The organism is Streptomyces sp. NRRL S-350 (genome assembly GCF_000719705.1).
Taxonomy (GTDB): domain Bacteria; phylum Actinomycetota; class Actinomycetes; order Streptomycetales; family Streptomycetaceae; genus Kitasatospora.
Map to the genome: position 1 here is coordinate 23,073 of NZ_JOHO01000029.1, position 22,293 is coordinate 45,365.

Genomic DNA, 22,293 nt, shown 5'->3' on the forward strand with positions numbered 1-22,293 from the left:
GAGCCGCGCGCTCCCACCCGGGCAGACCCCCGACCGCCGCCTCGCCCCGGAAGGAGCAGCCCCCGACATGGCAGACCCCCGCCCGCGCCGACCGGCGCGCCCCCGCGAGGAGGTCTTCGCCACCGCCCGGGCCGCGATCGCCGAACACGGACTCGCCAAACTCACCATGGCCGGCCTCGGCAAACAGCTCCAGATGAGCGCCGGACACCTGCTCTACTACTTCGGCAGCAAGGACCAGCTGCTGCTGGAAACCCTCCGCTGGAGCGAGGACCAGCTCGGCGCCCGCCGCCGCGACGCCCTCGCCGACCACTCCCTCGACCCCTGGCAACGCCTCGACGCCTACCTGCGCCTCTACCTGCCGGAGGGGGCGGGCGACCCGCGCTGGATCCTCTGGGTCGAGGTGTGGGGCCGCTCCCCCGCGAGCGCCGAGCTGCGCCAGGGGCAGCAGGAGATCGAAGCGCCCTGGCAGGCCGACCTGGTCGCCCTCATCGAGGAGGGCACCGCCACCGGCCACTTCACCCCGGGGCCGGCCGCCGACCGCGCCGCCCAGCTCCGCGCCCTCCTCGACGGCCTCGCCGTCCCCCTCGCCATCGGCCTCCCCGACGCCCACCCCCCGACCGCCCTCACCCACGCGACCACCGTCGCCCGGATCCTCCTCCACACGCCCGCCTCGCACGAGAAGTCGGCGGAGCCGACTTCTGGCGCACCGGGATAGGGGTTCGGTCGACCCGCCCCTACTCGGTCCAGACGGCGGCGGCCGTGCGGTCGTCGGCGTAGCCCTTGGCACGGACCTGGACCTGGCGCAGGAAGTCGACGGTGCCCGGCGGGTGCGGGTGGGTCCAGTGGGTGGAGAGGAAACGGGCGACGGCGGGTTCGTCGGCGATCGGGCGGGCCAGGCCGGGGGTGCAGAGGAGCAGGACGTCGCCCGGGGTCACGGGGACGAGCCGGAAGCGGAACGGGCGCGGCTCCGGGACCGGGGCCTCGGGCACCGGGGGCTGCCCGTCCGGGTGGTGCAGCAGCCGGGCGGCGTACGCGTCGATCCAGTGCCCGGAGCGCAGCAGGTACAGTCCGCCCGGCCCGACGCCGAACGCCGCGCGGTAGCCGGCCGCAGGATCCAGCGACACCATCAGGCAGTGCAGCGAAGCCGGCGACGGGCTGCCGTCCCCTTCCTCCCGGGCCGCCAGGGCGCGCAGCGGGGCGGCGGCGCTGGTGGCCAGCCGCTGGAGGCCGTAGCGGAGCCGGTCCCGGGCGCCGTCACGGAGGTCCGCTGCCAGTCCGGCCCGACTGCGCCCGATCGCGGCGGCCAGTTGGCGGCACGCCTCGCCGGCGCCGGTGGCGACGGCCTCCGGGGCGACCGCCTCCTCGGCGGCTCCGCCGGTACGGTCGAAGCCGCCGAGGACGGCGAGCAGCAGTCCGTCGGGGCCCTCACCGAAGCGGGTGACCAGCAGGGAGTCCCGGCGCGGTTCGCCCCGGTAGCGCGCGGAGTCGCCCCGGACGGAAGCGGCACGCAGCACGGACGGCCCGTACTGCGCCCCCTCCAGCACGGTGTCGGGCACGATCGCGTGCAGGGTGCCGGGGTCCACTTCGGGTACGGCCGTCGGCTCGGGGCCGTACGTCGGGGGGCGCTCGCCGACGTGTGGAACGGCGGCCCCGTCGGTGAGCGGCGCGCGGACGGCCAGGCGCGGGTCGGGGACGGCCGCGGTGGGCGGCGCCGGTTCCGGGTCGGGCGCCTGGGCGGGTTCCGGGTCGGGTTCGGGCTCCGGGGTGGGGGCGGCAGCCTCCCGGGCCTCGGGCAGGGGTCGGGCGGGTACGTCGGAGGCTTCCGGCTCCGGCTCCGGCTCGGGCGCCGGGTCGGGCTCAGGCTCGGGCTCGGGCTCCGGCTCCGCCGCAGGCCCCGGTTCGTGGACGGGCTTCTCCAACGAGACCGGATCGGGCTCGGGTTCGGGCGAAGGCTCCGCCCCCGGCCCCGGCCCGTCGTCCGCGAAGGACGGCGCCCTGAACTGGTGGGTCTCGGTCGACGTCCGCTGCCGCCCGATCCCCTCCGCGCCGCCGATCACCCCGACCGCGGTGTCGAACCACTCGTCGATGCTGTCCCGGCCACCCCGCTCCGACTCCCGCTCCGACCCGGGCTCCGGCTCGGACTGCGCCCCGGGCTCCGGCTCCGGGGTGGACTGGGTGGACGGGGTGGACCGGGTGGGCGGCTCCGGCTCGGCGGTCTCGTCCACCGCAGCGGCCTGTGCCTCCCCCGACCGCTGCGGTCCGATGAGCCCGGCCGCCGTGTCGAACCAGTCGTCGACGCTGCCGTCCCCCGGGTCGGCGTCCGGGGTGTCGGGGAGGGTGCCCGCCGGGCCGTCGTAGACGGCGTCCCACCAGCCGTCGTCCGGCCGGTGCGGCTGTGCGGGTGCACCCTGGGTGCTCATCTGGCGGCTCCTGGTGGGTCCGTGGTCGCGCCGCCCCCGGGCGGGCCGGGCTCGACGTCATTGTTCTCCAAGTGCAACGACCCTGTCCGGGTTTCCGCGACAACCGGTCAACCACCGGAACATCCCGGCCACCGCGCCGACCAGCCGGTTCGCCGTCCGCGCTCCGTGGACGTCACCGCATCGTTCGTTTCCGTTCCGTCCGTGCTTGCCGGATGTGCCCGGAGCCGGGCGTTTCCTGGACATCCGGGTGTTTGGCCCCCCGAAAATGAGGGCCGATGGGGGGCATCGCTTCACCCGTTCGGCTGATTAAATGTCCGCATGACCGCGTCGGCCCCCAGCTTGCCCCGACCGGGGAGGGCCGCACCGGCGGGCCGCCCGGTGGGTGCGCTGTTGGTCCTGCTGCTCGTCGCGCTGTTGACGATGCTGCCGTGCGCGGGCCAGGCGAAGGCCATGGGCGGTTCGGCCCCTGCGGTGCCGACCGCCGCTCCGGTGAGCGCCGTCAGCGTCGTCAGCGTCGTGACCGTCATCAACGTCGTCGACGTGCAGATCGCCACCGGGCAGGCTTCCCACCCCGGCCACGCCGCGCAGACCACCAGGTCCACGATGGCCGCGAAGGACGCGATGGCCGCGAAGGACGCGAAGGCGTCCGACCACCGCCGCATCGCCGAGGAGCAGGGTCACTGGATCCTCTGCACCGCCGACGGCCGGCCCCCGCACGACAACGGCTGCACCAGCCATCCGTACTGCCCGCAGGACGCCCAGCTGCCGAACCCGCCGCCGCAACCGCAGCAGGCCGTGTCGCCCCTCGTTCCGGCCGCGCCCGAGGCGCTGCCCCGGGTGGTGCCCGCCGGTCTGCTGGACGGTTCGCACCCGGCACCCGATCTGCACGAGCTCCAGGTCCACCGGTCCTGAGCGGAACCCACCGCCGGCGCTGTCTCCGGCGGATCCGCCCTTCCTCGCATTCCAGCTGACCGCCGCCACCGACCGGGTGCGCGGCGGAGACAAGGACACCATCATGGGTTCCGCCTCCAAGCAGTCCAACAAGTCCGGTGGCAGGCAGGACGGCCTCGACCGCCGCGCCCGGATAGCCGAACTGCGCGCCGCCGAGCAGCGCCGCGACCGCCGCAACAAGATCATCGCCTCGGTGGCGGCCGGCGTGCTGGTGATCGGTGCGATCGCGACCGGCACCTGGGTCGTCATGGACCAGAACCAGAAGAAGAAGGACAAGGAAGCCGCCGCCAATGCGGACATCCCGGGCGTGAAGACCTTCGGCGACCTGAGCCGCAACCACGTGAAGGAGAAGGTCACCTACCCGATGACCCCGCCGGTCGGCGGCGACCACAACGCGGTCTGGCTGGACTGCATGGGCCACGTCTACGACCAGCCGGTCGAGAACGAGCGCGCCGTCCACTCGCTGGAGCACGGCGCGGTCTGGGTGACGTACAACGGCAAGGCCACGCCGGAGGACATCAAGACCCTGTCCGACAAGGTCAAGACCACCCCGTACTCGCTGATGAGCCCGTACCCGGACGAGCAGGGCACCATCACCCTGAACGCCTGGAGCACCCAGCTGATCGTGGACAGCGCCAGCGACCCCCGGGTGAACCAGTTCTTCACCAAGTACGTCCAGGGCAAGCAGACCCAGGAGCCGGGCGCCTCCTGCACCATGGGGCAGATGTGACCGCCGACGCGGGCCGCCCCGAGCAGGCCGCCGCCGAGGACACCACCGGGGAAGCCGCCGCAGCCGTCGCCGAAGCCGTCGTCGCCGAGGGCGGCGCCAAGCCGCCGCGCCGCCGGCTCTGGTGGCCGGCCGCGCTGGCCGCCGCCGTGGCACTGGCGCTCGGGGTGCCTGCGCTGGTGGCCGGCGGGACCTCGGCCTCCGGGTCGTCCTCGCTGTCCGTGCCGGCCGACGACTCGCCCGAGGCCGGGTTCGCCCGCGACATGGCGACCCACCACCAGCAGGCAGTGGACCTGTCGTTCGTCGTCCGGGACCGCACGAGCGACGAGCCGACCCGCACCCTGGCCTTCGACGTGATCAACACCCAGGCCAACCAGCGCGGCATGATGATGGGCTGGCTGGAGCAGTGGGGGCTGCCGCAGCACTCGGGCGCCAAGCCGATGGCGTGGATGAAGATGGACCACGACTACCAGGCGCACGACGGTTCGCTGATGCCGGGCATGGCCACCAACACCCAGATCGCGAAGCTGCGTTCGCTCAGCGGTCGGGACGCCGAGGTGTACTACCTGCAGCTGATGATCGAGCACCACAAGGGTGGTGTCGAGATGGCCCAGGGCTACGTGGACCTGGCCCGGAACGACTCCGAGAAGCGGCTCGCGCAGTCGATGGTGATCGCCCAGACCTCGGAGCTGGAGCTGATGACCGACATGCTCAAGGAGCGCGGCGCCGCCCCGGGCGTCCCCGCCTCCTGAGCCGCCCCGAGCAGGCCGGCCACCGGGGCGCGGCCGGCGGACCCGTACGGTCCCCGGCCGCCCCCGGCCTTCCGCCGTCCCCACACCCTTCGGAGACTCCCGTATGACCCCGGACGCCGGTGCCCCCTGGCTGATCGCCGGACTGGGCAACCCCGGCCCGTGGTTCCGGCTGACCCGGCACAACGCGGGCTTCCTCGCCGTGGACCGGCTGGCCGAACGGCACGGCGCCCGCTTCCGGCGGCGCGGGATCGCGACGCTCGTCGCGGAGATCCAGGTCGACGGCCACCCCGTGCTGCTGGCCAAGCCGTTGTGGTTCATCAACCTGTCCGGCCGCCCGGTCGCCGGGCTGCTGCGCCGGTACGGCGTGCCGGTCGAGCGGCTGGTGGTCGCGCAGGACGACCTGGACTTCCCGTTCGGCTCCGCCCGGCTCAAGCGCGGCGGCGGACCCGGCGGCCACAACGGGGTGCGCTCGGTGGGCGAGGCGCTCGGCACCCGCGACTTCATCCGGCTGCGGTTCGGCGTCGGGCGGCCGCCGAAGGGGCAGAGCGTCGGCGACTTCGTGCTGGCGAAGTTCTCGGACGACGAACTGGCCGTGATGCCGGACGAGTTGGACGCCTGCGCGGACGCCCTGGAGGCACTCGTGCGGCTCGGCCTGAACCGGGCCCAGGACATCCTGAACACCCGGACCGCCCGGCACCTGCCCGACCGCTCACGGACGGGGCCGGAACGCCGTCCGTAGCCGGTGCGGCAGCCCGTCGGTCACCTGCCGATGGTCCGGCCACCGGCCGCAACGCCGCCTTGTCACCGGCGGTCGGGAACGGCGGGCCCTCCCCGGCCGCCCCGGACCGGACCGGCCCCGCGGACCGGCCGGGTGAGGACCGCGGCCGCCGTCGCGACCGCCGCGAGGGCGAACAGCACCGTCCGCCCTCCGGACGCCGCGCCCGCCAGGTGGACACCGAGCACGGACAGCGCCATGCCGAGCGCCGTACCCAGGCTGCGCGCCGTGTTGACCATGCCGCCGCCGACCGCCGAGCACTCCGCGGGGATGGCCCGCATCACCAGCGCGTTGTTGGCGGGCAGCAGCAGTCCCAGCCCGTACCCGGCGACGAGCAGCGGAGCCGCCGCCGCGGCCGAGGTCGGCAGCAGGGCGAACAGCAGCAGCCCGACGGCCGCGACGGCCGCGCCGAGACGGCACCTGGCGACGTCCGACCAGTCCCGCGGCAACAGCCCGCCGCCGACCGTCGCGGCGAAGGCGAACGCGGCGGGCAGCAGGGTGACCACCAGGCCCGCCCGGGCCGTCGACACACCCGCGTCGGTGAGCAGCACCGGGCCCAGCACGAGCGGGCAGAACAGCAGCAGGTAGCCGATCAGCGCGACCACCAGGCCGGACCGCACGCCCGGGGTGTTGACCAGGCCGGGCGCCAGGATCGGCCGGGCGGCGCGCCGCTCCTGGCGCACCAGCGCGAGCGTGAGCGCGGCGGCGGCAAGCAGCAGCACGGCGACGGCCCAGCCGGGCAGGGGCAGGCCGGAGGCGGTGGAGAGGGCGAGCAGCAGCGCCGTGGTCGCACCGGTGAGCAGCAGCATGCCGGGCAGGTCGAAGCGGGCGTCGGCGCCCCCGCCGGCCGGGCGTGGCCGGGCGGCGCCGCGCGTGCGGGGCTGCGGTACGGGAGCGGGGCGGTCGGTGCGGGTGCGGGGCAGCAGGTACCGGCCGGCCAGGATGCCGAACACGGCGATCGGCACGTTGACCCAGAACACCCACCGCCACGAGGCGTGTTCGACCAGCAGCCCGCCGAGGCTGGGCCCGAGGGCCAGCCCGAGGCCCTGGGCGGAGGCCTGGATGCCGAGCGCGCGTCGCATGGCGTGGCCGGGGACGCCACGGGCGACCAGGGCGACGCTGTTGGCCTGCATCATCGCGGCGCCGACGGCCTGGACGGCACGGCAGCCGACCAGGGCCCACAGGCTGCCGGCGAATCCGGCGCCGAGTGAGGAGAGGCCGAAGACGGCGAAGCCGCCGATGTACATGGTCTTGCGGCCGACCAGGTCGGAAAGCCAGCCGATCGGAGCCAGCAGGGCGACCAGGACGAGCAGGTAGGCGAGGGCGACCCACTCGACGGCGGCGAAGCCCGCGCCGAAGTGGCGGCCGATGGCGGGGAACACCAGGGCGATGACGCTGGCGTCCAGCTGGCCGAGGAAGGCGCCGAGGCAGACCGTGCCGACGGCCAGCCAGTGCGCGTGGCGCCAGCCGGCGATGCCGCGAGGCCGGGGGCGCTCGGTGAGCAGCCGGGCGGCAAGGGAGGTGGCGTCCATGCGTCGAATATATCGGATGCAGATATGTTCCTTCTACGAGTTGGTCGCCCTGCGATACGAAGCCTCTCGCAGGGCCCCCGCGCAAGGTGCCCCGCGCAAGGCGCGCCTCGGAATGCGCCGCTCGTCGGGCACCCGCCATCGGGCGCCCCTCGGCGGGCACACCGTGTCGAGCGCCGCGCCGCGTCCGAGGGCCGGACCGGGCCCCCGGCGCGGTCCGTACCAGGCGATACGCTGTCCGCCATGCCGTCGTCACCACACGTTTCCGACCCCGCCATCGAAGGCCCCGACCAGGCCGTCGAGCACGCCCGACGGCTGACCGACACCGTCACCCGGCTGCGCCGCGCGCTGCGCAGCAGCATCCGCACCGACTACCCGTGGGAGTCCCTGCCGATGGCGCAGGTCGAACTCCTCCAGACCCTGGCCGCCGCACCCCTGCGGGTCGGCGAGCTGGCCGCCCGGCAGCGGCTCGCCCCCAACACCGTCAGCGGCCTGGTCGGGAAGCTGCTCGACGCCGGCTTCGTCGACCGCCAGGCCGATCCCGGCGACCGCCGCACCGCCCGGATCGCGCTCACCCCGGCCGGCCGGCGCCAGCTGGACGACTGGCAGCACGCCCACGAGCGCCGGATCGCCACCGCGCTCGACACCCTCGGCCCCACCGCCCGGGCGGCGGTCGTCGACGCCCTGCCCGCACTGGAACAGCTCGCCCGCGCCCTCGCTCAGCCGGGAGCCGGCACCGAACAGGGCTGACACCTGCCGCCCGGCCCCGCCGACCCGCAGTCCCGCCGCCCCGCCGCCCCGCCGCCCGGCGGGAAAAAGCGCTGGTCGACGGCTCGGACCGGCCGCTACCGTCCCCGCATGACCACCACACAGGCGGGCGCCCGGGCACAGGTCCGGATCGAGCCCTGGACGGACGCCGACCTCGCGCTGCTGCGCCAGGTCAACACCCCGGAGATGAAGAAGCACGTCGGCGGCCCGGAGAGCGAGGACCAACTGCTCGTCCGGCACCGGCGCTACCTGGACTTCGTTCCGTCCGGCCTCGGCTGCATGTACCGGATCGTCCTGCTGCCCGAGGGCGAGCCGGTCGGGACGGTCGGCTACGGCACCCGGACCTGGGAGCGCGGGACGGTCCACGAGATGGGCTGGAACGTACTGCCCGGCTTCCAGGGCCGCGGAATCGCCGTCGCCGCCACCCGCGCCGCGATCGCGGCCGCCCGCCGCGAAGCCGCGCACCGCTACCTGCACGCCTTCCCGTCGGTGGACAACCCCGCCTCCAACGCGGTGTGCGCGAAGGCCGGGTTCACGCTGGTCGGCGAGACGGACTTCGAGTTCCCGCCCGGGCGGTTCATGCGCAGCCACGACTGGCGGGTGGACCTCCGCGCTCCGCAGTGCCCCCGGGGGGCGGGTCACGGTGCTCGGGTCACGGTGCTCGGGTCACCGGGCTCGGGTCACGGTGCTCCGGTCACCGGGCTCGGATCGCCGGGCTCGGGTCACGGGCTCGGATCGCCGCCTCAGAACAGGGTTCCGTGCTCCAGCTCCAGCAGTCGGCGCTTGCGGTCCACGCCCGCGGCGAAGCCGGTGAGCGAGCCGTCGGCGCCGAGCACCCGGTGGCAGGGGCGCACGATCAGCAGCGGGTTGGCGCCCACCGCGCCGCCGACCGCCCGGACCATGCGCGGCTCCTGCCCGGCCAGCACCGCGAGCTCGCCGTAGGTGACGGTCGTGCCGTACGGGATCTCGTCCAGGGCCGCCCAGATCCTGCGGCGGAACTCGGTGCCCACCGGCGCGAGCGGGAGGTCGAAGTCGGTGCGCTCGCCGGCGAAGTAGGCGGTGAGCTGGGCGACCGGTTCGGCCAGCGCCTGCGGGTCGAGGATCCAACCGTCGGCGGGCTCGGCCAGCGCGTACTTCTGCCCGGGCGCGGTGACGGTGGCCAGCGCGGCCGGTCCGCCGTCCTCGGGCAGGACGCCGCTGAGCAGCAGCCGGCCGAGGGGACTCTCCATGGTGGTGTAGACGGTGGTGCTCACGCGGGTGCTCGTGATGGTGCTCATGCGGGTGCTCGTGGTGGTGCTCATGCTCGTACGGTCTCCGTTCCGGTAGTGGTGATCGCGGGGCCGGCCCACAGCCGGTGGACGGCGTAGGAGCGCCACGGCGCCCAGGCCTCGGCCGCGCGGGCGGCGGACTTCGGGTCGCCGGGGGCACCGAGCCGGACGAGGCCGTGCTTGACGCCCACGTCGCTCGGCAGGAAGACGTCCGGGTCGGCCAGGGCCCGCATCCGCAGGTAGCCGACCGTCCAGGGGCCGATTCCGGGCAGGTCCAGCAGCCGGGCCGCGGCCTCCTCCCGGTCGACCCCGCTGTCGAGGCGGACCGCGCCCTCCGCCAGGGCCTCGCACAATCCGGTGAGGGCGCGGCGGCGGGCGGCGGGCATCGCGAAGTCCTCCGGATCGGCGGTGGCCAGCGCCGCCGCGGTCGGGAAGAGCAGTCGCAGGCCGCCGCTGGGCTCGGGCAGCGCGGCGCCGTACTTCTCGGCAAGCCGCCCCGCCAGGGTACGGGCGGCGCCCACGGTGACCTGCTGGCCCAGGACGGCGCGGACGGCGAGCTCGTGCGGATCCACGTGGCCGGGCGAGCGCAGTCCGGGCCGCGTCCGGACCAGCGCGCCGAGCACTGGGTCTGCGCCGAGCTGCTCGTCGACCGCGAGCGGGTCGGCGTCGAGGTCGAAGAGGTTGCGCAGCCGCTGGACAGCGGTCGGCAGGTCGCGCAGGTCGGTGAGGAACAGGCGGCAGTCCAGCCAGCCGCGGGTGCGCGGCTCGCCCGGCGCCAGGCCGTCGACCTCGGCGATGCCGTGGCCGTACGGGAGCGCGAGGGTGCGCCGGTAGGTGCGGACGCCGGGGCGCTCGCCCTGGACGACCTCCTCCACCCCGGGGACGGCACGCAGGGCGAGGAAGTCGATCAGGTGGTCGCTGTCCAGCGCACCGCGGTAGGCCAGGCGCAGGACCAGGCCGCCGGCCGGGGTCGCGGTGCGGCGACCGGCGGCGACCTCGGCCCGCAGGCCGCTGGGGGTCCGGTCGTACACCTCGCGCACGGTGTCGTTGAACTGGCGTACGGAGGCGAAGCCTGCCGCGAACGCGACGTCGGTGACGGACAGTTCGGTGGTCTGCAGGAGGAGGCGGGCGGTCTGGGCGCGGCGGGCGCGGGCCAGCGCGATCGGGCCGGCGCCGAGTTCGGCGGTGAGCTGGCGCTGCAACTGGCGGGCGCTGTAGCCGAGGCGGCCGGCCAGGCCCGCGACGCCCTCGCGGTCCACCACGCCGTCGCCGATCAGGCGCATCGCACGGCCGACCAGGTCGGCGCGGTGGTTCCACTCGGGCGAGCCCGGCACGGAGTCGGGGCGGCAGCGGCGGCAGGCTCGGAAGCCGGCGCCCTGCGCGGCCGCGGCGCTCGGGTAGAAGACGCAGTTGACGCGCTTGGGTGTCACGGCGGGGCAGCTCGGTCGGCAGTAGATGCCCGTGGAGGTGACGGCCGTGAAGAAGACGCCGTCGAAGCGGGCGTCGCGGCTGTCCACGGCTCGGTACCGGATGTCGTCGTCGATCACGTTGTCCAGTCTGCGGCAGTGGACGGGGCGGGACTGGCGGGAATCGGACATCGCCGTTCGGGGGCCCTCCCCCTCCCCTCCCACCCCGCCCCCGCCTCGCCTCGCCCCAGGGCCGGGGTCCGCGCCGGGATCCGCGCCGAGATCCGCGGGCCGAAATTCGCGGGCCGTCCAGGCGGGCGCGCGGCTACGCTCGCGCGATGAACGAGCAACCCGGCAACCAGCCCACCGACCGGTCCCCCACCGGCCAGTCCCCCACCGGCCACTCCCACACCGAGCAGCCCCGGGCCGACCAGCCCTATACCGGCCCGGGCGACCCCCGGGTCGCCGCCCTGCCCCCGGAGGAGTTCGCGTTCCCCGGCCCGTTGCGCGACCAGCTGGTCGCGGCCATCCTCAGCGGCACCAAGACCAGCACCACCGGCCTGGTCGCCGCCTACGAGCACGAGGACGAACCCCTGCCCCGGGTCGGCGAGCGGGCTGCCGTCCTGGACTCGGACGGCCGCCGGATCGCGGTGATCGAGACCACGGACGTCCGCGTGGCCCCGCTCGCCGAGGTCGACCTGCAGCACGCCCTGGACGAGGGCGAGGGGTACGGCAGCGTGGCCGAGTGGCGAGCGGCGCACGAGAACTTCTGGCACGGCCCGCAGTCGCGCGCCGCCCTCGACGACCCGGACTTCACCGTGGACGACGCCACTCCGCTGCTCCTGCAGCGCTTCCGTCTGGTGGCCGACCTCCGTTGAGCCTGTCAGGCCCGACGGAGATCGGCTCAACGGAGATCGGCCCGCCGGTCGACGGCCGGACAGCCGCTGCACGGCCGTCGGCGGGCACCAGCCGACGCCGGAATGGTCAGCGCTTCACCGGGCCTCCCGCGGCACGCATCGACTTGGTGATCGCCTTCCACTTCTGCAACCGGGCCTTGGCCACCCGGGCGTCCGTGCGCGAGGCGATCCAGTCGTTCTCGCGCTGGAGCTTGAGGTAGCTCTCCATCCGGCGCTGCGGCAGGGTGCCGTCGGCCAGCGCCGACTGCACTGCGCAGCCTGGCTCCGTGTGGTGGCCGCAGTCGTGGAAGCGGCACTGCTCGGCCAGCTCGGCGATGTCGGCGAAGGCCAGGTCCACGCCCTCGCCACCGTAGAGGCCGACCTCGCGCAGCCCGGGGGTGTCGATCAGCACGCCCCCGCCCGGCAGCGGGATCAGCTCGCGGGTGGTCGTGGTGTGGCGGCCCTTCTGGTCGACCGAGCGGGCCTCCTGGACGGTCATCACCTCGGCGCCGGCCAGCGCGTTGGTGAGGGTGGACTTGCCGACGCCGGACTGGCCGATGACCGCGGTGGTGCCGGGGGTGCAGGCGCGGAGCACGTCCATGCCCTCGCCCGTCTCGGCGCTCACCACGAGCACCGTGACTCCGGGCGCGACCGCCTCGACGTCGGCCCGGATGAAGTCGGCGTCGTCGACCAGGTCGGCCTTGGTCAGGACGACCAGCGGTTCGGCGCCTGACTCCCAGGCCAGGGCGAGGAACCGCTCGATCCGTCCGAGGTCGGGATCGGCCGCCAGGGAGGCGGCGATCAGCACGGCGTCCACGTTGGCGGCCAGCACCTGGCCGTCGGAGCGCTTGCCCGCCACCTTGCGGATGATCGCGGTGGAGCGCGGCAGCAGCGCGGCGACGGCGGCCATCGGCTGGGCGTGGAGGTCCACGGCCGCCCAGTCGCCCGTGCACGGGCAGTTGATCATGTCGGCGTCGCCCACCGGCCTGGTGTCGAGCCGGACGGTGCGCGGCTCGCCCGTCTCCGGGTCGGCGATCACGGCGTCGCACTGTCCGCGGTCGACACGGAGGATCCGGGCCGGGAGCAGCCCGGCCTCGCCGAGCGGGGCGAACCGCTCCGCGAGCTCGGACGTCCAGCCGTAGTCGGCCAGCGCGGAGCCGACAGCGGACTCGTCACCGCAGGAGGGGGACGGGGAAGAGGAAGCAGAGATGGAGGAAGCAGAGAACGACGAAACGGAGGCAGCGTTGAACAACGCGGTGGGCCCTTCGGGAGGAGATCATCCCGGCGGGCTGCAGCTGGCGCGAAGGGCTCAGCCGGCGGCCGGGAAAAGGAGGTGAACGCGAGTGCTGCCCTGGGCAGCTATCGGGGCGACAACGACCACGGGGTTCACCTCCTGCTCTCTACTCCTCGGGCGGCCCAACGGCCCCCGAACCGGACGCGTCACACGCTAGCCGACCGGTCCGACCCGGCCAACCCATTTTTGACCTGGGCAAACGCGCACCCCGGGGCCCCAGGTGAGACCGGGCGGCACCCCCGGACATCCCGGGCAGCATCCTCCGGGCATTCCACCGCCGCCTCCGAAGGGCAGGACCAGGCCCGCCGGTGCCGGAGCCTCCGCAGGGGTCGCCAGGGACCGCCTAACCCCCGTACCGGTGCTTGAGGTTCGGGTCGTCCAGCCACCACGGCCGCATCCCCGCCTCCTCCTCTTCCGGCCGTCCCTGCGCCCGGGCCTCCGCGGCCGCCGCCTCGAACCGGGCGTCCAGCTCGGCGTCCACGGCCTTGATCTCCTCGCGCCCCTGCACCACCATCCGCCGCACCAGCGCGGCCAGGAACGGCAGCCCGACCAGGTCCCCCAGGACCCAGAACGCGTTGCCGCCCCAGGTCTGGTCCTGTACCAGGCTCGGCCCCCACGGCCGCCCGAGCGCCACGTAGTAGTGCTCGGCGACGAGGTGGCCGCCGTAGATCAGCACGATCCCGAGCCCCGCGTCGAAGTTCACCTCGGCGAAGGTGATGAACAGCCCGAGCAGGTGCGGGTACTCGTGCCCGACGGGGTCGATCTGCAGCCGCGGCCAGAAGTAGGCGAGGCCCAGCAGCACCAGCGCCAGGTGCAGCAGCACGTTCCCGAACGCGCTGGAGACCGACTCCTCGTACCAGGGCGTGAAGTAGAGCAGCCACGGCGGCGCCATCAGCAGCGCCGTCGAGACGGCCGGGAACATCAGCACCTTGGACGGGCGGCTGCGCAGCGCCCGCAGGATCCGCTCCCGCCGGGCCGGCGACGCGGCCCCGACGAGCAGCGAGACGGGCGCACCGAGCGCGAGCAGCAGCGGGACGACCATCAGCAGCAGCACGACCTGTACGGCCCGGTCGGTGAAGAGGATCCGGTCGTACACGCCGAGGCCGGAGCAGGTGCACCAGATCCACAGCAGCAGTCCGCCGAGGAAGGCGGCGGTGCGGCTGGGCTGCCAGCGCTCGCCGCCGGACCGGTGGACGGTGCGCACCGCCGCCAGGTACCAGGCGCCGAGCAGCACCGAGAGGGCGAGCACCAGCGGCTCGGCCGTCCAGGAGGTGGCCAGCGCGGACCAGTGCCACGGTGGTGGTCCGCTGTAGGCGAGCGTGGTGGCCACGCCGTCCACCGCGCCGCCCGCCGCGCCGTTCATCCGTCCGCCCACCTCGCTCGTACCCGCCGCCCGGGGCGGCGGACGTCGTCCGCACCGCCGCCGTCGCAGAGCCGGCGGTCGCCGCGGCGGAGGCCGGGGCGCCCGGCCATGATGTCGCCGCGCCCCGGGCGGGCCGCACCCGGGCCCCGGCTCTATACCCGAGCCTGGACAAAGCTTTGCCAACCCCCGACAAAGCTTTGCCAGGGCAAAGTTCTGACCCCGGGGTCGCGCGGCCCGCAACCACGGCGACGGCCCGGACGTCTGGCAGGATGCCCGTCGGCGATACCCGCCACGTGGGGTGACAAGGGGACGACAAGAGGTGCGAAGCACTGCACGCGGCGACGGCCGGCGGCTGGCCGCGCGCCACCGCAACATCGAGCTGGGCCTGCTGGCGCTCGCGGTGGCCGTCTGTCTGGCGGGACACATCGACGCCGCTCTGGCGCTGACCGGCAGGATGCCGCCGGGGCTGCTGGTGCACGCCCTGTCGCTGGGCGCGCTCGCCGGGGCGGCACACCTGGCGGTGCGCCGGTTCGCGCCGTACGCGGACCCGCTGATCCTGCCGCTGGGCGTCTTCCTGACCGGCTTCGGGCTGGTGCTGCTGGACCGGCTGGACTTCAGCTACAAGGCCGCGCACGCCGCGAAGGGCGACTACCAGAAGCTCCCGGCCGCACCCTCCCAGTTGATGTGGGTGTTCATCTCGGTGGCGGCGGCGATCGCGCTGATCGTCCTGGTCAAGCACCACCGCTTCTTCCAGCGCTACGTGTACCTGCTGATGGCGGGCGCGCTGATCCTGCTGGCCGCGCCGGTGGCCTCGCCGGGCGACAGCTTCGGCGCCAAGCGCTGGATCCGGCTGTTCGGGCTCTCCTTCGAGCCGGACGAGTTCGTGAAGGTCGCGATCACGATCTTCTTCGCCGGCTACCTGATGGCCTCCCGGGACGCGCTCGCGCTGGCCGGCCGGAAGGTCTGGGGGATGACCCTGCCCCGAGGCCGGCACGCCGGGCCGGTGCTGGCGATCTGGGTGGTCAGCCTGCTGGTCCTGATCTTCGAGCGCGACCTGGGCACCTCGCTGATCTTCTTCGGCGTCTTCATCGTGATGCTGTACGTGGCGACCGAGCGCACCAGCTGGGTGGTGCTCGGCCTGCTGATGGCCGTCGGCGGCGCGGCGGTGGTCGGCACCGTGGAGCCGCACGTGCACGGCCGCGTCGAGGCCTGGCTGCACCCGCTCGACTACTACAAGCCGGTGCACGACAAGGCGATCTCCGAGCAGCCCGCCGAAGCCCTGTTCAGCCTCGGCACCGGGCACATGACCGGGACCGGCCTGGGCTCCGGCCGGCCCTGGCTGATCGGCTTCGCCGGGCGCAGCGACTTCATCTTCACCACCATCGGCGAGGAGCTGGGCCTCGCCGGGGTGACGGCCGTGCTGCTGGTCTACGTGCTGCTGATCCAGCGCGGCCTGCGCACCGCCGTCGGCCTGACCGACCCGTTCGGCAAGCTGCTCGCCACCGGCCTGTCGGCGGCCCTGGCCCTGCAGATCTTCGTGGTCGTCGGCGGCGTGAGCGGGCTGGTCCCGCTGACCGGCAAGGCGCTGCCGTTCCTGGCGGCCGGTGGTTCGTCACTGATGGCGAACTGGCTGATGGTCGCGCTGCTGATCAAGCTGAGCGACTCCTCCGGGCGCACCGCCCTGGACCCGGTCCAGACGTCCCCCGAACCCCTCCCGGTCCAGGCCCGCCCGGCCGGGCGGAGCCCGCAGGGCGACCCGGCTGCGGCCGCCCCTGCGGCCCCGGACCCCGCCGCACCGGCCTCCGCCGACCCGTCCACCGCCGACCCCTCCGCCGCGACCGAGCTGCACCCCGTGATCGGCCGGACCCCGAACGACCGATCCTCGGACGGCCGGCCGCCGAACGGCCCGAGCCCGTACGACCGGACCGCGAACGACCGGAGCCCGGCCGGTCGGCAGCCCACCGGACCGCAGTACGGCCACCCCACGCACCCGGCCACCACCTGACGCACCGACCGGCCCCGACGGGACCGACAGGACCGACGGGACCGACCGGCCGTCTCTCCCCCACACACGGGTCAGGGCCTCCCCCAGAAACCGCACTCTCCGGGGGAGGCCCTGACCCGTGTCGTGGCCCCGTCCACTACTGCTGCTACTGCTGCTCCCACGGCGGCCGGGGAGGCCGCGGCGGGTACCCCGGCACCCCCGGCCCCCCGGTGCCCGGAGGCCCCATGGAATCCGCCGGCCCCGACCCCGGCACCCCCGGCCCCTGCGCTCCCGCCCCCGGCGGCGGCCCCGACGGACGGTCGCTGTCGGGCGGCGGCGGCGCGGGCCGGTGGTGCGGCCCGCCGCGGGCGGTGAGACGGCCGCGCAGGTTGTCGGCGGCCAGCACGTCGGCCCAGCGCTCCGGGTACTCGGAGGGCACGTCGACGTCCTCGCCGTCGTCCTCGCCCCACTCCTCCTCGACGCCCTCGGCGAGCCCGAGTTCGCGGGCGCGCCGGGCCCGTTCGGCGGCCCGCCGGGCGGCGACCTCGCGGACGACGGCGGCGGCGGCCTCCTCGTGGGCGCGTTCGTTCTCGGCGCGCGCGTCGGCGGTCTCCAGGGTGGGCCAGCGGCGGTCTATCGCGGCGTTCATGGCGGCGCCGATGAGTACCGCGAGGGCCACCACGAAGATCCACAGCAGCACCGCGACGGGCGCCGCGAGTGAGCCGTACACCGAGGGGCCCTCGACCGAGCTGACCAGGTAGAGCCGGAGCCCGACGCTGCAGAAGACCAGTACGACGAGGGCGACCAGCGCGCCGGGGATGTCCTCGCGCCACGGGGTCGAGACGGGGACGGCCAGGTGGTAGAGGGTGGTGAGGGAGACGATCAGCAGCACGATCGCGACCGGCCAGTAGGCGGCGCCGACCAGTCCGGCGATGCCGGGCACGGCGTTCTCCACCAGCCCGGGCCCGGCCATCAGGAGCGGCAGCACGAGTGAGCCGATGACCAGGGCGCCGAGGTAGAGGCCGAGTGACATCAGCCGGGTCTTGACGATGCCCCGCTTGCCGTCGAGCCCGTACATGACGGTGATGGTGTCGATGAAGATGTAGAGCGCCCTGGAGCCGGACCACAGGGACAGCAGGAAGCCGATCGAGACGAGGTCGGGCCGGGTGTGGTCGAACACCTGGTTGAGCAGGGGGACGACGACCTCCTTGACGGAGGAGTCCGACAGGACCGTCCCGGAGGCCGAGACGATGTCGTGCTTGAGCCGGTCGATGGTGCCTGCGCCGAGGAACTCGTCGAGGTAGCCGAGGGTGCCGGCCAGGCCGAGCAGCAGCGGTGGGATCGACAGCAGGGTGAAGAAGGCCGCCTCGGCGGCGAGACCGGTGACCCGGTACTCGACGCAGGTGTTGGTGGTGTCCCTGACCAGTTCCCATGCCGTTCGGCGCCAGGTGGCCCGTTTGGCCGCGCGCCGGGAGCCCTTGCCCCGGCGCCGGGTGGGCCGTTCGGGGTTCGGTCCGCTCGTATCGCCTGCTGCTTGCACAGGGCCAACCGTATCGGGCCGGGGCGCTCCGGTTGATCTCCCCCGGGTGGGGGCGTGTGGCCGGACGCCCGGGCGGGGAGCGGCGGGAACGCCAATCCGTCCCACATGACGAAACATCAGCGTCCAGCATTCGGATGTTAGTGGACCGCGAGTCATGCCCCGTGCGAATCTCTTGCCATGCCTAGCGCCGGAACAACCTTGGTAGGTCGACTCCACGTCGATCTCCTTCGCGTGTCCAGCGCCATCTGTCCGGTGACCTGAGCCCACCCCTGCCGCACCACCGCACCCGGCGCCACCCTTCTCGCCGTCCCGGCCGCAACGGACGTGCAGGCGCCCCGCCCGGCCTCGGTCACTGCCCTCCCGGTCCTGAGAAACCCGCAGGTCAGAGCAGCACCGCACGGCTGAGCACGCACCGCGACCCACCCGGCACCAGCGCCACCTGCCCCGAAGGACTTCACCATGGCCACCTCCCCCGAGACCGTCGAGCCCACGGCCGACCGCCCCGCCGCGAGCCGCCCCGCCGCGGCCCGCAAGGTGACCCGCCACCGTGGCGAGGGCCAGTGGGGCATGGGACACCACACGCCGCTGAACGCCAACGAGCAGTTCAAGAAGGACGACGACGGTCTCAATGTGCGGACACGTATTGAGACGATCTACGCGCACCGCGGTTTCGACTCGATCGACCCCGCCGACCTGCGCGGCCGGATGCGCTGGTGGGGCCTCTACACCCAGCGCAAGGAAGGCATCGACGGCGGCAAGACCGCGATCCTGGACCCGCACGAGCTGGACGCCGAGTACTTCATGCTCCGCGTGCGCATCGACGGCGGCCGGCTGACCGTCCCCCAGCTGCGGGCGATCGCCGAGGTCTCCGAGCAGTACGCCCGCGGCACCGCCGACCTGACCGACCGCCAGAACATCCAGTACCACTGGATCCGGATCGAGGACGTCCCGGCGATCTGGCAGAAGCTGGAGGCCGTCGGCCTGTCCACCACCGAGGCCTGCGGCGACACCCCGCGCGTCATCCTCGGCTCCCCGGTGGCGGGCGTCGCCGAGGACGAGATCATCGACGGCACTCCCGCCATCGACGGGATCCAGCGCCGCTTCATCGGCAACAAGGACTTCTCCAACCTGCCGCGCAAGTTCAAGGCCGCCGTCTCCGGCTCCCCGCTGCTGGACGTCGCCCACGAGATCAACGACGTCGCCTTCGTCGGCGTCGTCCACCCCGAGCACGGGCCCGGCTTCGACCTGTGGGTCGGCGGCGGCCTGTCCACCAACCCGCGCCTGGGCGTTCGCCTGGGCGCCTGGGTGCCGCTGGACGAGGTGCCCGACGTCTTCGGCGGCGTCATCGGCATCTTCCGCGACTACGGCTACCGGCGCCTGCGCAACCGCGCCCGGCTGAAGTTCCTGGTCGCCGACTGGGGGCCGGAGAAGTTCCGCCAGGTGCTGCAGGACGAGTACCTGAAGTACACGCTGGTCGACGGCCCCGCCCCCGCCGAGCCGTCCGGCCGCTGGCGCGACCACGTCGGCGTCCACCGGCAGCGCGACGGCAGGTTCTACATCGGCTTCGCGCCGCGCGTCGGCCGGGTCGACGGCAAGCTGCTCGGCCGGATCGCCGACCTCGCCGCCGCCCACGGCAGCGACCGGGTGCGCACCACCGCCGAGCAGAAGATGCTCATCCTCGACATCGCCGAGGAGCACGTCGACTCCGTGGTGGCCGGCCTGGAGGAGCTCGACCTGCGGGTCACCCCGTCGCCGTTCCGCCGCGGCACCATGGCCTGCACCGGCATCGAGTACTGCAAGCTCGCCATCGTCGAGACCAAGGAGCGCGGCCGCACGCTCATCGACGAGCTGGAGCAGCGCCTGCCGGACTTCGCCGAGCCGCTGACCATCAACATCAACGGCTGCCCGAACTCCTGCGCCCGCATCCAGGTCGCCGACATCGGCCTCAAGGGCCAGCTGGTCACCGACGAGAACGGCGAGCAGGTCGAGGGCTACCAGGTGCACCTCGGCGGCGCGCTCGGCCTGGAGGCCGGCTTCGGCCGCAAGGTCCGCGGCCTCAAGGTGACCAGTGCCGGCCTGCCCGCCTACGTGGAGCGCCTGCTGACCCGCTACCAGGCCGACCGCAGCGAGGGCGAGCGCTTCGCCCAGTGGACGGCCCGGGCCACCGAGGAGCAGCTGTCGTGAGCGAGCGAGCCGCCCCGTTCTTCTGCCCCTACTGCGGGGACGAGGACCTGCGCCCCTCCGAGGCCGGGCACGGCGCCTGGGAGTGCCACGGGTGCCGCCGGGCCTTCCAGTTGAAGTTCCTCGGCCTGCTGGCACCGACCGATCACGGGGGTACGTCCGATGAGCAGCACCGCGCCTGACCACGAGGAGGCGGCCGTCCGGGCCGGCCGCGAGCTGGAGGACGCCACCGCGCAGGAGGTCCTGCGCTGGGCGGCCGACACCTTCGGCCGGCGGTTCTGCGTCACCTCCTCCATGGAGGACGCGGTCGTCGCGCACCTGGCCTCCACGGTGCTCCCCGGCGTGGACGTGGTGTTCCTGGACACCGGCTACCACTTCGCCGAGACCCTCGGTACCCGCGACGCGGTGGCCGCGACCATGCCGGTCAACGTCATCACGCTCGCTCCGCTGAGGACCGTCGCCGAGCAGGACGCCGAGTACGGGCCGAACCTGCACGACCGCGACCCGGACCTGTGCTGCTCGCTGCGCAAGGTCGAGCCGCTGAACCGCGGCCTCGCCGGCTACGACGCCTGGGCGACGGGGCTGCGCCGCGACGAGTCGCCGACCCGGGCGAACACCCCGGTGGTCTCCTGGGACCCGAAGCGCCGCAAGGTCAAGGTCGCCCCGATCGCCCGGTGGACGCAGGAGGACGTGGACGCCTACGTCGCCGCCAACGGGGTGCTGCTCAACCCGCTGCTGTGGGAGGGCTACACCTCGATCGGCTGCTCGCCGCTGTCCTGCACCCGCAAGCCCGCCGAGGGCGAGGACGCCCGGGCCGGCCGCTGGTCCGGCTCCGGCAAGACCGAGTGCGGCATCCACCTCTGATCCGCCACCGCCAACCACTGCGTAAGGAAGAACCCGTGACAGCTGACACCCTGGGCCGCCGCGGCTCCGTCGGAGGCACTGCGGCGGCCCGCCCGGCCGCCCCCTGCGAGCGCGGCGCCACCGTGTGGCTGACCGGGCTGCCGAGCGCGGGCAAGACCACCCTGGCCTTCGCGCTGGCCGAGCGGCTGCGCGCCGAGGGCCACGAGGTCGAGGTCCTGGACGGCGACGAGATCCGCGAGTTCCTCTCCAAGGGCCTCGGCTTCTCCCGCGAGGACCGGCACACCAACGTCACCAGGATCGGCTTCGTCGCCGAGAAGCTCGCCGCGCACGGCGTCAAGGTGCTCGCCCCGGTGATCGCCCCGTTCGCCGACTCCCGCGCCGCCGTGCGCGAGCGGCACGCCGCGGCCGGCACCGAGTTCCTGGAGATCCACGTCGCCACGCCGGTCGAGCTGTGCGCCGAACGCGACGTCAAGGGCCTGTACGCCAGGCAGGCCGCCGGGGAGATCTCCGGCCTCACCGGCGTCGACGACCCGTACGAGGCGCCGGCCTCCCCGGACCTGCGCCTCCAGACGCAGGGCCGCGCGGTCGCCGAGTCCGCCGCCGAGCTGCACGCCTTCCTGACCGAGAGGGGCCTCGCATGACCACCGCGACCCAGCACGAGGTGCAGACCGACACCCCGTTCGCACTGTCCCACCTGGACGTGCTGGAAGCCGAGTCGGTGCACATCTTCCGCGAGGTCGCGGGGGAGTTCGAGCGCCCGGTGATCCTCTTCTCCGGCGGCAAGGACTCCATCCTCATGCTGCACCTGGCGCTCAAGGCCTTCCACCCCGCGCCGGTCCCCTTCTCGCTGCTGCACGTCGACACCGGGCACAACTTCCCCGAGGTCATCGCCTACCGCGACCGCGTCGTCGCGCAGCACAACCTGCGCCTGCACGTCGCCCACGTCCAGGACTTCATCGACCGCGGCGTGCTGCGCGAACGCCCGGACGGCACCCGCAACCCCCTGCAGACCGTGCCGCTGCTGGACGCCATCGAGAAGGGCCGCTTCGACGCGGTGTTCGGCGGCGGCCGGCGCGACGAGGAGAAGGCCCGCGCCAAGGAGCGCGTCTTCTCCCTGCGCGACGAGTTCGGCGCCTGGGATCCGCGCCGCCAGCGCCCCGAGCTGTGGTCGCTCTACAACGGCCGGCACGCCGTCGGCGAGCACGTGCGCGTCTTCCCGCTGTCCAACTGGACCGAGCTCGACGTCTGGCAGTACATCGAGCGCGAGGGCATCGAGCTGCCCGGGATCTACTACGCCCACGAACGCGACGTCTTCTCGCGCGACGGCATGTGGCTGACCGCCGGCCAGTGGGGCGGCCCCAAGGACACCGAGCCCGTCGAGCGGAGGCTGATCCGCTACCGCACCGTCGGCGACATGTCCTGCACCGGCGCCGTCGACTCCGACGCCACCACCATCCGGGCCGTGATCGCCGAGATCGCCGCCAGCCGCCTCACCGAGCGCGGCGCCACCCGCGCCGACGACAAGCTGACCGAGGCCGCGATGGAAGACCGCAAGCGCGAGGGGTACTTCTAACC

21 protein-coding genes and 1 pseudogene are annotated in these 22,293 nt (G+C 74.0%); 15 read left to right on the forward strand and 7 right to left on the reverse strand.

Annotated features, from left to right (window positions below; all coding sequences use genetic code 11):
- Positions 1-67: 67 nt before the first annotated feature.
- Positions 68-715: a TetR/AcrR family transcriptional regulator gene (locus IF30_RS0124390; RefSeq protein ID WP_078891642.1), complete on the forward strand. Its 648-nt coding sequence runs from the start codon at positions 68-70 to the stop codon at positions 713-715.
- Between the two features lie 19 nt (positions 716-734).
- Here the strand turns inward: IF30_RS0124390 and IF30_RS41925 are convergent, their stop codons facing one another.
- Complete coding sequence (locus IF30_RS41925; RefSeq protein ID WP_051711004.1) at positions 735-2,420, reverse strand: protein phosphatase 2C domain-containing protein; 1,686 nt, start codon at positions 2,418-2,420, stop codon at positions 735-737.
- 318 nt (positions 2,421-2,738) lie between these two features.
- On the opposite strand from IF30_RS41925, the gene IF30_RS0124400 reads away from it, so the two are divergent.
- The 4 genes from IF30_RS0124400 to pth all read left to right on the forward strand — a co-directional run bounded on the left by IF30_RS0124400 (position 2,739) and on the right by pth (position 5,589).
- Positions 2,739-3,332, forward strand: coding sequence for a hypothetical protein (locus IF30_RS0124400; protein ID WP_158835442.1), 594 nt, complete (start codon positions 2,739-2,741; stop codon positions 3,330-3,332).
- 103 nt (positions 3,333-3,435) lie between these two features.
- A complete protein-coding gene (locus IF30_RS0124405; protein WP_030242277.1) occupies positions 3,436-4,101 on the forward strand; it encodes a DUF3105 domain-containing protein in 666 nt (221 codons plus the stop codon).
- On the forward strand, positions 4,098-4,850 hold the full coding sequence (locus IF30_RS0124410; protein ID WP_078891643.1) for a DUF305 domain-containing protein: 753 nt from the start codon (positions 4,098-4,100) through the stop codon (positions 4,848-4,850). Before IF30_RS0124405 ends, IF30_RS0124410 begins: the two co-directional genes overlap by 4 nt.
- A 103-nt stretch (positions 4,851-4,953) precedes the next feature.
- The gene (pth, locus tag IF30_RS0124415) at positions 4,954-5,589 is read left to right on the forward strand and encodes an aminoacyl-tRNA hydrolase (RefSeq protein ID WP_051711006.1); all 636 of its coding nucleotides are present in this window, start codon (positions 4,954-4,956) and stop codon (positions 5,587-5,589) included.
- A 62-nt stretch (positions 5,590-5,651) separates the two neighbouring features.
- On the opposite strand, the gene IF30_RS0124420 is transcribed toward pth, so the two are convergent.
- The gene (locus IF30_RS0124420) at positions 5,652-7,157 is read right to left on the reverse strand and encodes an MFS transporter (protein ID WP_078891644.1); all 1,506 of its coding nucleotides are present in this window, start codon (positions 7,155-7,157) and stop codon (positions 5,652-5,654) included.
- Positions 7,158-7,397: 240 nt separating this feature from the next.
- Between IF30_RS0124420 and IF30_RS0124425 the strand changes: the two genes are divergently transcribed.
- Together IF30_RS0124425 and IF30_RS45530 are read left to right on the forward strand one after the other, a co-directional pair.
- Complete coding sequence (locus IF30_RS0124425) at positions 7,398-7,904, forward strand: MarR family winged helix-turn-helix transcriptional regulator (protein WP_078891645.1); 507 nt, start codon at positions 7,398-7,400, stop codon at positions 7,902-7,904.
- A 108-nt stretch (positions 7,905-8,012) separates the two neighbouring features.
- Positions 8,013-8,447 (forward strand): annotated as a pseudogene (locus IF30_RS45530) (GNAT family N-acetyltransferase); the annotation flags it as partial.
- A 218-nt stretch (positions 8,448-8,665) separates the two neighbouring features.
- Here the strand turns inward: IF30_RS45530 and IF30_RS0124435 are convergent.
- On the reverse strand, positions 8,666-9,223 hold the full coding sequence (locus IF30_RS0124435; RefSeq protein WP_324605650.1) for a methylated-DNA--[protein]-cysteine S-methyltransferase: 558 nt from the start codon (positions 9,221-9,223) through the stop codon (positions 8,666-8,668).
- Complete coding sequence (locus IF30_RS0124440) at positions 9,220-10,788, reverse strand: DNA-3-methyladenine glycosylase 2 family protein (protein ID WP_030242293.1); 1,569 nt, start codon at positions 10,786-10,788, stop codon at positions 9,220-9,222. The genes IF30_RS0124435 and IF30_RS0124440 overlap by 4 nt, the downstream gene beginning before the upstream one ends.
- A 146-nt stretch (positions 10,789-10,934) precedes the next feature.
- Here IF30_RS0124440 and IF30_RS0124445 point away from each other — a divergent pair, with 146 nt between their 5' ends.
- Positions 10,935-11,474, forward strand: a complete 540-nt coding sequence (locus tag IF30_RS0124445; protein ID WP_078891646.1) for an ASCH domain-containing protein — start codon at positions 10,935-10,937, stop codon at positions 11,472-11,474.
- Positions 11,475-11,580: 106 nt separating this feature from the next.
- Here IF30_RS0124445 and rsgA read toward each other — a convergent pair whose 3' ends face one another.
- Together rsgA and IF30_RS0124455 are read right to left on the reverse strand one after the other, a co-directional pair.
- Complete coding sequence (gene rsgA, locus IF30_RS0124450) at positions 11,581-12,702, reverse strand: ribosome small subunit-dependent GTPase A (RefSeq protein WP_030242299.1); 1,122 nt, start codon at positions 12,700-12,702, stop codon at positions 11,581-11,583.
- Positions 12,703-13,129: 427 nt separating this feature from the next.
- Entirely contained in the window at positions 13,130-14,149 is a 1,020-nt protein-coding gene (locus IF30_RS0124455) for a cytochrome c oxidase assembly protein (RefSeq protein ID WP_051711010.1), read from the reverse strand.
- A gap of 319 nt (positions 14,150-14,468) precedes the next feature.
- On the opposite strand from IF30_RS0124455, the gene IF30_RS0124460 reads away from it, so the two are divergent.
- A complete protein-coding gene (locus IF30_RS0124460; protein ID WP_063752757.1) occupies positions 14,469-16,154 on the forward strand; it encodes an FtsW/RodA/SpoVE family cell cycle protein in 1,686 nt (561 codons plus the stop codon).
- Between the two features lie 145 nt (positions 16,155-16,299).
- On the opposite strand, the gene IF30_RS0124465 is transcribed toward IF30_RS0124460, so the two are convergent.
- Positions 16,300-17,673: a YihY/virulence factor BrkB family protein gene (locus IF30_RS0124465; protein ID WP_078891647.1), complete on the reverse strand. Its 1,374-nt coding sequence runs from the start codon at positions 17,671-17,673 to the stop codon at positions 16,300-16,302.
- A gap of 177 nt (positions 17,674-17,850) precedes the next feature.
- Here IF30_RS0124465 and IF30_RS50620 point away from each other — a divergent pair, with 177 nt between their 5' ends.
- The 6 genes from IF30_RS50620 to cysD all read left to right on the forward strand — a co-directional run bounded on the left by IF30_RS50620 (position 17,851) and on the right by cysD (position 22,291).
- Positions 17,851-17,934, forward strand: a complete 84-nt coding sequence (locus IF30_RS50620) for a putative leader peptide (protein ID WP_310593185.1) — start codon at positions 17,851-17,853, stop codon at positions 17,932-17,934.
- 198 nt (positions 17,935-18,132) lie between these two features.
- Positions 18,133-19,857 carry a nitrite/sulfite reductase gene (locus IF30_RS0124470; protein WP_030242309.1) on the forward strand — a complete coding sequence of 575 codons (1,725 nt, stop codon included), beginning with the start codon at positions 18,133-18,135 and terminating at the stop codon, positions 19,855-19,857.
- Positions 19,854-20,036 (forward strand): hypothetical protein, encoded by a 183-nt coding sequence (locus IF30_RS0124475; RefSeq protein WP_030242312.1) that lies wholly within the window; start codon positions 19,854-19,856, stop codon positions 20,034-20,036. Before IF30_RS0124470 ends, IF30_RS0124475 begins: the two co-directional genes overlap by 4 nt.
- Complete coding sequence (locus tag IF30_RS0124480) at positions 20,017-20,718, forward strand: phosphoadenylyl-sulfate reductase (protein ID WP_030242315.1); 702 nt, start codon at positions 20,017-20,019, stop codon at positions 20,716-20,718. The genes IF30_RS0124475 and IF30_RS0124480 overlap by 20 nt, the downstream gene beginning before the upstream one ends.
- A 50-nt stretch (positions 20,719-20,768) precedes the next feature.
- A complete protein-coding gene (gene cysC, locus IF30_RS0124485; protein WP_051711043.1) occupies positions 20,769-21,359 on the forward strand; it encodes an adenylyl-sulfate kinase in 591 nt (196 codons plus the stop codon).
- Positions 21,356-22,291: a sulfate adenylyltransferase subunit CysD gene (cysD, locus tag IF30_RS0124490; protein WP_030242320.1), complete on the forward strand. Its 936-nt coding sequence runs from the start codon at positions 21,356-21,358 to the stop codon at positions 22,289-22,291. Before cysC ends, cysD begins: the two co-directional genes overlap by 4 nt.
- Positions 22,292-22,293: the final 2 nt, after the last annotated feature.